The 9,729-nt window shown below is 45.6% G+C and carries 12 protein-coding genes; 6 read left to right on the top strand and 6 right to left on the bottom strand.

The features are described from left to right. Window positions 1-30: 30 nt before the first annotated feature. The 4 genes from JRI46_11665 to JRI46_11650 form a co-directional block, all read right to left on the bottom strand. The gene (locus tag JRI46_11665) at window positions 31-192 is read right to left on the bottom strand and encodes a hypothetical protein (protein ID MBW2040223.1); all 162 of its coding nucleotides are present in this window, start codon (window positions 190-192) and stop codon (window positions 31-33) included. A 108-nt stretch (window positions 193-300) separates the two neighbouring features. Beyond that, window positions 301-492 carry a hypothetical protein gene (locus tag JRI46_11660; protein MBW2040222.1) on the bottom strand — a complete coding sequence of 64 codons (192 nt, stop codon included), beginning with the start codon at window positions 490-492 and terminating at the stop codon, window positions 301-303. A gap of 86 nt (window positions 493-578) precedes the next feature. After that, window positions 579-689 carry a transposase gene (locus tag JRI46_11655; protein ID MBW2040221.1) on the bottom strand — a complete coding sequence of 37 codons (111 nt, stop codon included), beginning with the start codon at window positions 687-689 and terminating at the stop codon, window positions 579-581. Next, window positions 659-1,672 carry an ISL3 family transposase gene (locus tag JRI46_11650; GenBank protein MBW2040220.1) on the bottom strand — a complete coding sequence of 338 codons (1,014 nt, stop codon included), beginning with the start codon at window positions 1,670-1,672 and terminating at the stop codon, window positions 659-661. Before JRI46_11650 ends, JRI46_11655 begins: the two co-directional genes overlap by 31 nt. A gap of 330 nt (window positions 1,673-2,002) precedes the next feature. Between JRI46_11650 and JRI46_11645 the strand changes: the two genes are divergently transcribed. From JRI46_11645 to JRI46_11635, 3 genes are all read left to right on the top strand, one after another. Beyond that, window positions 2,003-2,374, top strand: coding sequence for a hypothetical protein (locus tag JRI46_11645; GenBank protein ID MBW2040219.1), 372 nt, complete (start codon window positions 2,003-2,005; stop codon window positions 2,372-2,374). Window positions 2,375-2,585: 211 nt separating this feature from the next. Next, window positions 2,586-2,807 (top strand): TM2 domain-containing protein, encoded by a 222-nt coding sequence (locus JRI46_11640; GenBank protein ID MBW2040218.1) that lies wholly within the window; start codon window positions 2,586-2,588, stop codon window positions 2,805-2,807. 765 nt (window positions 2,808-3,572) lie between these two features. Next, the gene (locus JRI46_11635) at window positions 3,573-4,025 is read left to right on the top strand and encodes a YbhB/YbcL family Raf kinase inhibitor-like protein (GenBank protein MBW2040217.1); all 453 of its coding nucleotides are present in this window, start codon (window positions 3,573-3,575) and stop codon (window positions 4,023-4,025) included. 217 nt (window positions 4,026-4,242) lie between these two features. On the opposite strand, the gene JRI46_11630 is transcribed toward JRI46_11635, so the two are convergent. After that, window positions 4,243-5,172 (bottom strand): ribonuclease Z, encoded by a 930-nt coding sequence (locus tag JRI46_11630; GenBank protein MBW2040216.1) that lies wholly within the window; start codon window positions 5,170-5,172, stop codon window positions 4,243-4,245. Between the two features lie 1,210 nt (window positions 5,173-6,382). Then, window positions 6,383-6,655, bottom strand: a complete 273-nt coding sequence (locus JRI46_11625) for a DUF5320 domain-containing protein (protein ID MBW2040215.1) — start codon at window positions 6,653-6,655, stop codon at window positions 6,383-6,385. 536 nt (window positions 6,656-7,191) lie between these two features. Between JRI46_11625 and JRI46_11620 the strand changes: the two genes are divergently transcribed. Genes JRI46_11620 through JRI46_11610 form a run of 3 tightly spaced genes read left to right on the top strand, consistent with a single transcriptional unit; the run spans window position 7,192 to window position 9,533 of the window. Further along, window positions 7,192-7,503, top strand: coding sequence for a hypothetical protein (locus JRI46_11620; protein MBW2040214.1), 312 nt, complete (start codon window positions 7,192-7,194; stop codon window positions 7,501-7,503). Beyond that, window positions 7,504-9,201 (top strand): AarF/ABC1/UbiB kinase family protein, encoded by a 1,698-nt coding sequence (locus JRI46_11615; protein MBW2040213.1) that lies wholly within the window; start codon window positions 7,504-7,506, stop codon window positions 9,199-9,201. A gap of 5 nt (window positions 9,202-9,206) precedes the next feature. After that, window positions 9,207-9,533, top strand: a complete 327-nt coding sequence (locus tag JRI46_11610) for a Smr/MutS family protein (protein MBW2040212.1) — start codon at window positions 9,207-9,209, stop codon at window positions 9,531-9,533. The last annotated feature ends 196 nt before the right edge of the window (window positions 9,534-9,729 follow it).

Genomic DNA, 9,729 nt, shown 5'->3' with positions numbered 1-9,729 from the left:
TCCCCGTGCAACAGCAATCTCGGTAATCAGTTATGCTGAAATTCTGGTTGGTTTTGAGGACAATTCCCCTTCATCACCAGCAGGGAAGTACCTGTCATCAACAAGCTCAACTTCCCTATTTGGGGGGATGTCGCTCACAAACACCGAGAGGCCATAGCTTAACTTTTTCGGTGGCTTTCCGAACCAACCCATCAGGCCATTGTCATAATTTCCTTCTTATCCAATTCATCTCTGAGTTGTTTTATTTCAGTTCTTTCTTGGCAATTGCAATTAACTGGCGAGCAAGATTAATCACAAACATTATAACTCCCAAATTGTCACATCTTTTTTCTCCCCCCAACTATAGGCAATTTTTTGCAAATCAACCAGTCTCTTTATCTTTTCTTCAAAAGATAAGGTAGCCTGTGCCTTACGAAACCTTTCCTTTTCTTCAAAAAATTCCTTACGAGTTATTATTTTATCAAAAATAACAATTTTTTGGTCATCTTGCATATTTTCCCCTAAATTTAGCAAATTTCCCCCTTAATTTATAATGATACAAAATTTTATCGAGTTCTTTCGTATGGCTCTTCTCCCATTTAGTTGGTTGAAGCGAATGCATCTTTTATCACCAGGCAGAAATATTCGGTGTCATGAAAACCGTACGCCCTGCGTTTAATCACCTTGATCTTGTTATTGATCCCTTCCATCTTAGCATTGTGGCAAATTTCCTCAAGGCCCTTATCCCACTCTCATAGGCAAGCTCACACCAATGTTCAAGGGATGCCATTGCACCTTCAGGGCAGAACTGCTGCCAAAGCCCACCAAGATACTCTTTGAGCACATAGACCTTATTGAGCGCTTCATTAAGTTCAAGAAGAGCAGAAAGTTTAGGTCTCTCCTCCGCAGTGAGATGCTCAGCCCTTTTAAGCAAAAGATACTTGCTCCCTTTTATCACCTCCTTGCCAACACCAGTAGCCTTCCTGTACTCGGCATTTCTCACCTTATCGATCACCCTATTAAACTGCGAAATCACATGAAACCGATCAAATACTATCGAGGCAGAAGGACACCCCTCTTTAACTGCCCTGATGTAGGGGTCCCACATATCCATGGCCACCGCCTCTATTGGCTCCCGTTGATCAGGGGTGAGGGAGTCAAAAAATCCCTTCAGGGTTTCATACCTCCTGCCTTTGCCGATCCACAACACCCTTCCAGTTTCCCAATCAACCACCAGCGTAAGATACCGATGTCTTTTGCGAATCGAGATCTCATCCACCATAATGATCCTCACCATGCCGATATCTTCATCAGAAAACTTCTTCACAAGAGATGCCTTGTGGATGGCCTTTATCGTCTTCCAGGAAAGAGCGAGGTGCTCTGCCACCTCCTTGATGCTCATGAGCCGACACAACTCCAGGATGTACCGTTCCAACCTCCTGGTGACCCTCCTGTAAGGATCAAAGAGCCCCAGATCCTCTACCACAAAACCACACCCAGGACACCTCAACACCCTGTAGGTGACCTTGAGAAAGACCCTCACATCAAAGATGTTCAGATCCCTGATCGTCCTCGTTCTGAAGCAATGGACATCCCTCACTGGGCTGCCACACTTATGACACCGAGGCAGATATCTTCCATCCGGCCTCAAGGCAGATATCTTCCATCCGGCCTCAGGACAACCCTCACCCATCCCTCTGTCAAATTTACTGTCTGTCTGATGACCTTTACCTTGCAAAATCTGAAAAATGCTCTAACATTGATTTTGGACATTGCTTACCTCCTTTCTGGACGGATAGTTTAACAAAGATAATTTACCCAGAAAGGGTAGCAATGTCCACTACTTTTACTTATATACAACCAACTAAATGGGAGAAGAGCCAAATTGCATAATTTCATGGATGTCCCCTATTTTGGCCTATTTTGGGGTTAGGAGGGCCCTCCCGTGAGAAAATATTTGCTCTTGCTACTCTTGATTCCTCTATTATGTTCATGTGACACAAAGGAGCAGGACTCCTCCGCCATCACAGACTCGTCCAAGGCAACTCGGCCTACCAACTCTATTTTCGTCATATCACCATATCGGTACCAAGGGACATGGGTCTTTGATGACCCTTGCGTCGGCCTTGTCCGAGAGCCTTTTGTGGCGGGAATCCCAGAGATGATGGATAAACTCGTCGAGGACATTCCAAATGCCGATAAAGGATTTCGTCTGCTGTTTTCTGCCTCTCCATTTCCAGAATATACAATAAAACTTGTCTGGAAACGGGAGGAAGCAGGCGGCAACTGGTATTACTCTGAGGAATATAATTCCGAAGGATGGCTTTGCCCGGCACTCTTCAAGTATTTCGATAAGGCTCCAAAAGAAATATATGTCAAAGCAGAGAAAAAATGAAACAAGTAGATGAGTGAATATTAGGTACATTATCAAATATGTTAAATAGCTCTTGGCTGGAGAAGTGCTTATTCATTAAGTTCAACTCAACAGATAAGTTCAGTATATCAGTACATAACCAAACCAACCATTGCAGCCGACACGGTAAACCGCACGGCTGAGCTTGGTCGTTAGTTAAATAGCAGCTAGTACATGGAGAAAGGAGGATATCATGCCAGAATTGTCAGATAAAAAGCGATTACCAGCCCTACTTCTTTGCCTTTTTCTAGGAGCACTAGGTATTCATCGGTTTTACGTAGGTAAAGTAGGGACAGGGATTTTGACAATTGTCACAATAGGCGGGTTCTTTGGCATTTGGCCTCTGATTGATTTGATTATGATCATAGCGGGTACGTTTAAAGATAAGCAAGGACGACCATTAGAAGTTTGGTAGTAACGATTTGCTAGAAAAAAATATGGGGTAAATCTTTGATTTTGACAAAAAGCTACTTCACTTAAAAGTTCTCGCAGCCGACGCGGTGAATCGCGCAACTGAGATCTACATTAGGTGGCAATAAAACTACCCTATGTATTAGCCTTTCAATGTTAGGGTGTGTAAAAAATTTCTGAATCTGAGATATGAAATTTAGATTTAAATTTGGAATAGGTGTTATTCTATTAATAATCAACCAACCTTTGGGTTGGGGAGCCATGTTGGTTTGCGCTGTCTTGGCTACAAAGACAAACAGACCGATGTTTTATTTTATAGGTATAGGGACATATGCACTAAGCTGGGGGATATTTGGGCTGGGTTTGTTATTGACTGGTTCAGAAGGGGTCCAATATTTAGGTACCTTGCTTAAAAAAATAAAGGGGAACGTCCGTGACATTTTGACATTTTTAAGAAAACCCTCGGGTTGCCATTGAATTACGGATACTTTTGAGCACCCTTCTGATTCAAGACTGATCATACACCGTTACTGCCCAGAGAAGCTTGGCTGAGAAGGTTAATATTTCACAGATGTCCCTTATTAACCTTTGAATGTTAATCTACCCCCCCAAAATGCTTATTCCCTTTCCCTGAGAAATTTGATATTTAATAGATATACCAGCAATTCTATACATGACAAGGAATACCAGATTACACAGATTTATTTCTATAAGGTAGCCTTTTATTAGGACTAGAGAGAATTTTCATTAAGCAAAGGGGGTAGAAAAAATGAAACTTACAAGTTCTGCCTTTCAGCACGGAGGAAAGGTACCTGTAAAGTACACTTGTGATGGAGAAAACATCAATCCCCCATTAACAATATCTGATGTCCCTTCTGGGACAAAAAGCTTGGTCTTGATAATGGACGACCTAGATGTTCCAAAGTATCTCCGAGCAGATGGTATGTGGGACCACTGGGTTGTCTTTAACATCCCTGCGAGTTTATCTGATATCAAAGAAGGAGAAGAACCTGACGGTACTCATGGAATTGGAACCAGCGGGAACTTGAAATACAATGGTCCCTGTCCGCCCGATAGAGAACACCGGTATTTTTTTAAACTTTATGCTTTAGATACGGAATTGGATCTTACGGAAAAAGCAACCAAAAAGCAGGTTGAAAAAGCAATGGAAGGTCATATTCTTGCAGAGACAGAATTAATGGGAAGGTATGAAAGAAGCTAAAGCATCAAACCTTATTTAAAGACAGCTACGAATTTATCTGAACATTGAAGGTAAGCGAAGGGGGGATGTTGTTGATTATATTAAGTGGAGTGAAGCTCCCCGCCCACAGGGCGGGGATGAATGGCCAGGCAGTTTGAGTAAATCAACAACATCCCATTCATATAGTGGCAGGTCTTCCGTCCAGAAGCCATAATTTATCAAGAAGAAAAATTGATAGTTACCCATCTCGATAGGAGACTGGGTACAACTGTAGGTCTCGACCCATCTCGGCGCGCTCAAACCCCTCGGCTGCGGCCTTGGTGAGTTCTTCCATCTCATCATCCCGGTACCGGGGGCTGATATGCACGAGGACTACCTGCCGGACCCCAGCTCTTGAGGCCACGCGTGCGGCTTCGTCCACAGTCATATGTCCTTTGGCCTCCGCTTCTGCCCGGTGTTTCGGGAGAAACATACCATCCAAAAAGGCCAGATCCGCGTCCTGACACAGGCGATACAGGGCCTTGTTAGGCCGGGTATCCACAGCATAACAGACATGACGTCCTGGTCTGGGCCTTCCTAATACCTGGTCCGGCGAAATGAGGGTCCCATCTTCTAAGGTCACATGTTCTCCCTTTTGCAATTTGCCCCACAGTGGGCCTAAGGGAACGCCCAGGGCTCGGGCAGCCCCGGGTCTAAACTTTCCGGGACGGCTGTGTTCTTCGAGACGGTATCCCAGGCAGAAGGCAGTATGCTTCAGTGGGGCCCAGCGGATGAGAACCAATTCATCCTGGTAGGCCACCTCTGGGATAGTTTTGTGCCATTCCACGAAGTGGATAGGGAAGTTGATGAAAAAGTCGATCAGTTCGTGAAGCTGGGAAACGAAACATTTGATCCCCGGCGGTCCAAGGATCGTAAGGGGACCGGGGTCAGGCACCTGGGCTCGCATCATCAACAGACCTGGAACGCCCAGACAGTGATCCCCATGGAGGTGGCTGATGGCCAGGACCCGGAGGGGCTTGATGCCCAGTCTCGCCCTTTTGAGGTTGAGCTGGGCCCCCTCCCCAGCATCGAAGATGTAGAGTTGCCCCTGGTGGCGGATAGCCAGGGAGGTAAGAAACCGATAATGCATGGGCATCATGCCGCCTGAACCGACAAGCACACAATCCATGACATCCTCCACAGGGCCTTTAAAAGGAGCTGAAGCTCTTTCAGCCAATAAGCTTTGGCCCTTCCTCAAAACTTAAGATCAGACTAATTATCACCCTTGGACTCAATCTCCAGTGGACCCAGCAGGCCCTTGCACTGAATGGTCAGTTACACATCCTTGATATGTCCGCCTAAATTTTATACCACCAGAAGAAGAATGGAACAAGAGGATCAAATCTTGTCAGGCTGTTGAAAAACGCCCATCTGCTGCGTTTCTCTCATCCTTCGTCGTTGCGGTGTACGTCCAAGTAGGCCTCACTCCTCAGGATTTCGAGGGCCTTGCATCTGAACATTTTTGAACAGCCTGCGGAAAATCACTTTTTCAACAACATCTTGAGATACAAAATATAATTGTCTACCAATTTCGTATAACTAGACCTCTGCTGATTGAATACCACGTGCCATCTACCACGTGACCAACCACGGCAATGCTACGTAACGCCGGAGGTTTCCTCGACAGGGCAGAGCAGAATTTTGAGACTTAGGGGAGTGCCGCCATGTTAAAGGTAGTAATCTAACCATTGCAAAGCGAGCGGTTTCCTGTCAAGTGGATAAACGACTGACACACTCTGCGGATATTGTGAAGGTTGTGGAATTGCGCCATACGGGTGCGAGCAAGATTGTGAACGCGTGTTAATGCTCAAGTCAAGGCCTATCCCTGCACCTCACGGGTCCGGAGCATCCGGAGCAATCAACCACGACGAACACGGCTCAAGCACAGGGGGTATTTCCCGCTCTTTGCTTATTGAGGTCCTTCCCTTGTGATAATCCTTGTGAAAAGGGCAGCGATAATGCCTTCCTCTAAAGATGGGACAATCTCGACACTTTCCCTTCGAAAATGGACATCGTACTTTCTCCATCTACTGGCTCCTTTCATCAAAAATCAACAAATTTCTTATTGTACAGCTGTAATAGGTTCATGAAACGGCTATTGTCCATTTATCTTGAAGGATGGACAAATTATATCTAAATCACGAGTTGATATGAGTTGATGTCTCCATTGACTAACGATGCCATCTACTCGTTAACCATCGATAAAGGGGGCAGGCAGATACCCCCTTTTTCTATATCTCCATGCTAGCCTGTCAGCTTTTAGCAGAACTCATCAACTTGCTCCAGCTTTTGAAAATCTAGCCCCTCGGGAACTCAATTGTTTACTGTTTGGTGCTCGACTACCACCATGCTGCAGGAGCTCCCCAGCCCCAGGAGGTACCATACCCAAACCTCCCTAGACCACGAGGTCCTGCGGCCCAATACATACGACGGTAGCCACGACCGCGCCCCCACCAACCCCTTCCCCTTCCTCTTCCTCTTCCTCTTCCCCATCCCCATCTTGGGAAAGCGGGGTTGGCGTAACCAGGCATCGGATAGCCAGCACAATAGCCGGCCGCTCTACCGGTCATAGGACCAAATCCCCAAGGACCTGTTCCATCGCCCCAAGGCATAGTTACACCTCCATTTAGATGGTTTTTATAAAATTTCTGCATTTTATATGCCAAACCTCCAACCTCCAACCACCGGTTATTATTGAGTTATTTCATGTGAATAAAAGTAAGCTTCGGTAGCGTTTCATGGTGCAACGCAACCTCTGTTTAAGCTGTTTAACTTACACTTTTTTTAGGGTGAGATAAAAATGCAACACTGTAGCATATAGCAACATACCAACGCCTTTAAGGGGACGAGAAAAGGGGGCGTTATTGACCTCGTGAATAAAACCTTATGGAAAAGGATAAATAGATGATGCAAAGAGGGGTACACCAAGGCAGCAAAGCCTGATGCCCCTGAATCCTCATTATGTCATCTACACTCCGTCAAAAGTATGGAGCAGGATCTAATCCTTTCTTGATTTTATCGAGTTTATTCCTTTAAATTCCTAATACAATGATTTAAGATATCATTTAAGAATGCTTCTCTATAAGTAATAGTTAGGCCCTGTGGAATATTTCAGAAAGCCATAACAAAAACTGAAAGGAGGAAAGTTATGTTTGATCTCATTAAAAAAACCATGCTTACCGGTTTAGGATTGGCCTTTTTGACGAAAGACAAGGTTGAAGAACTGGCAAAAGAGTTTGTTAAAAAGGGAAAACTCTCAGAAAAAGAGGGAAAAGAATTTATTGATGAGCTTTCAAAAAAGTCAGAGGATGCCAAGAAAGAGGTAGAAGGAAAGATAGAAAAAGTCGCAAGGGATACCATGAAAAAAATGAACCTTGTCACCAGAGACGATTTCCTGAAGTTAGAAAAACAGTTGAAACAACTGGTAAAGGCCATAAAGGAAGGGGAAGCGAAAGACTAAGTGCTGAGCATTAGAAAAATTGGCGTCATAGGACGCACATACCGTCACCTCAACCGCTACCGGCAGATACTCCGTGTTCTCTTTAAATACGGCTTTGGGGATCTTATAGACATCCTGAGGGTAGAACAATATCTTGAAATTGGCCTTCAAAAGATTTCCAGAAAACGACGGGAGCAGATAGAGAAATTGACCAGGGCCGAGAGGGTTAGAAAGGCCTTGGAAGAGCTAGGGCCAACTTTTGTCAAGCTGGGTCAGATACTTTCTACCCGTCCGGACCTCATTCCCTTAGAATATATACAAGAGCTTTCAAAACTCCAAGACCAGGTACCTCCATTTCCCTATGACGATGTCATAGAAATTATGAAATCGGAGACTGGTAAATTCCCAGAAGAGATATTCCAACGATTCGAAAATACTCCGCTTGCCGCCGCTTCCATAGGCCAGGTGCATAAGGCACAGCTAAAGGACACCGAGGAAGTGGTTATAAAGGTTCAACGCCCTGGCATCCGAAGGATCATAGAGGTTGACCTTGAAATAATGCTCCATCTGGCCACTCTTATGGAGCGGCACTTGGAAGAATTGGGGGTCCTCCGCCCTACCAGGATCGTTGAGGAATTCGCTCGCAGCCTCGAAAAGGAGATAAACTACACCACTGAGGCATCACATATCGAGCGTTTTGCCAGACAGTTTATAGATGATGAAACTATTTACGTCCCCAAGGTCTTTCGTGAAATAACAACTGAGCGTATCCTTACCATGGAGTATATAGACGGCATCAAGGCCTCCGAGGTCGATTGTCTTCGACAAGAGGGATACGATCTTCAGGAAATCGCAAGACGTGGTGCCAATTTGATTATGAAACAAATTTTTGTCCACGGTTTCTTCCATGCCGACCCCCACCCAGGAAACATCTTCATTCTACCGAATAATGCTATCTGTTATCTTGATTTTGGCATGATGGGGCGTATAAGTCGCCAAGAGCGGGAGGACTTTACAGACCTAGTCATGCAAGTTGTTCGCAGGGACGAAAAAAAGGTCGTGGACTCTATGCTCAAGCTCACCTATTACGATGAGGAGCCAGACAGAAGCAAACTTGAAAGAGATCTGGCCGAATGTATTGACCAGCATTTATATCGCTCTCTGAAGGAATTGGAAGTTGGAAGACTGCTGCAGCAACTCCTAGATATAGTCACCAGACATAGATTGTGCCTTAAACCTAATCTGTTTCTCATGATGAAGGCGTTCAGCACCGCCGAAGGGCTGGGCAGGATGTTGGATCCGGATTTTGAGATAATAAAGCATGCCGAACCTTTTATCCGACACATCCAATTGAGCCGCCTTAGCCCAAAAAGAATCGCCGAAGATATGATTGACTATGGAACCGAATCTGTTCACCTTCTAAAGGAAATTCCCGGGGAGCTACGTGCGATCCTCAAACAGGTCAGGGAGGGCAAGGTAAAAATAGAATTTGAGCATCGTGGGCTGGACCTGATGCTTTCCACCCATGACCGAATCAGCAATCGCATTGCCTTTGCCATTGTGCTGGCATCTCTGATTATTGGCTCTTCTCTCGTCGCGCTTTCTGACATTCCTCCAAAATGGCTCGAGATACCGATTATTGGTCTTGCTGGTTTCATTGTCGCAGGTGTTATGGGATTCTGGCTTCTGGTATCAATCCTAAGGCGTGGGAGGATGTAGACCATATGGACGAGCCCGAACCCATTGAAGTCCCTATCGATGGCACACTGGACCTGCATACCTTTCAGCCTCGTGAGGTGAAAGAACTGGTGCCCGACTACCTGGCCGCCTGCCGAGAACGGGGAATCCTCAAGGTACGCATCATTCACGGCAAAGGTACTGGAGCCATGCTACGGACGGTCCACTCAATCCTTGGCCAGATGTCGGAAGTGGCTTCATTCCGGTTGGCAGGAGAGGATGCAGGGGGATGGGGGGCAACAATCGTGGTGCTAAGGCCAGTGGAAGCTCCCTCTCCGGCCGAAACCCATAAGCAGGAAGGAGGACTTCCTTAAAGTTATGAGTTCCTGCAACATTGGTACTTGTGAACCAACAAGTCGTTGCAGCGAACGCGGAAATCAGCGCCAGTGAACTCCGGCGTTGAGACTGTCGAAAAAGTCCGAATATGGCATTTTGGTCATTTGTACCCGCTGTAAAATCAAATACTTACAAGCTATTTAGGGCTACGAAATCGCGGATTTTAGGGTTTTT

This window comes from Deltaproteobacteria bacterium, assembly GCA_019308925.1.
In the GTDB taxonomy this organism is placed as follows: Bacteria; Desulfobacterota; B13-G15; order B13-G15; family RBG-16-54-18; genus JAFDHG01.
This window is presented reverse-complemented; position numbering and strand designations above follow the sequence as displayed.